A 267-nucleotide genomic window follows, 5' to 3' on the forward strand; every position below is an offset into this window, starting at 1 on the left:
GCATTGCGCCCACCGCCCGACGCGTCGTTGTCGCTCCCATCCTTGCGTCGGAAGCTCTTGATCGACGCCCACGCTTCCAGCAGCGTCCCGTCCACCGAGAAGTGCTCGCTCGCCAGAAGTCGCTTCACCCTCGGCTGAGACACGACCGCCGCCAGGAACTTCGCCGCGATTTCGCCCTCCAGCAGCCGGTCCCGGTTCTTCGAGAAACACGAAAGGTCCCACCCCGGATCGTCCACTACCAGCCCCACGAACCCGCGGAACAGAAGG

1 protein-coding gene is annotated in these 267 nt (G+C 65.5%); it reads right to left on the reverse strand.

The window, feature by feature from the left end; all coding sequences use genetic code 11:
- Nucleotides 1-267 (reverse strand): transposase (locus tag ACT6UX_RS28760; RefSeq protein ID WP_444778618.1); only part of this gene is annotated, 267 nt, incomplete at both ends.

Origin of the sequence: Reyranella sp., assembly GCF_052439685.1 — a bacterium.
In the GTDB taxonomy this organism is placed as follows: domain Bacteria; phylum Pseudomonadota; class Alphaproteobacteria; order Reyranellales; family Reyranellaceae; genus Reyranella.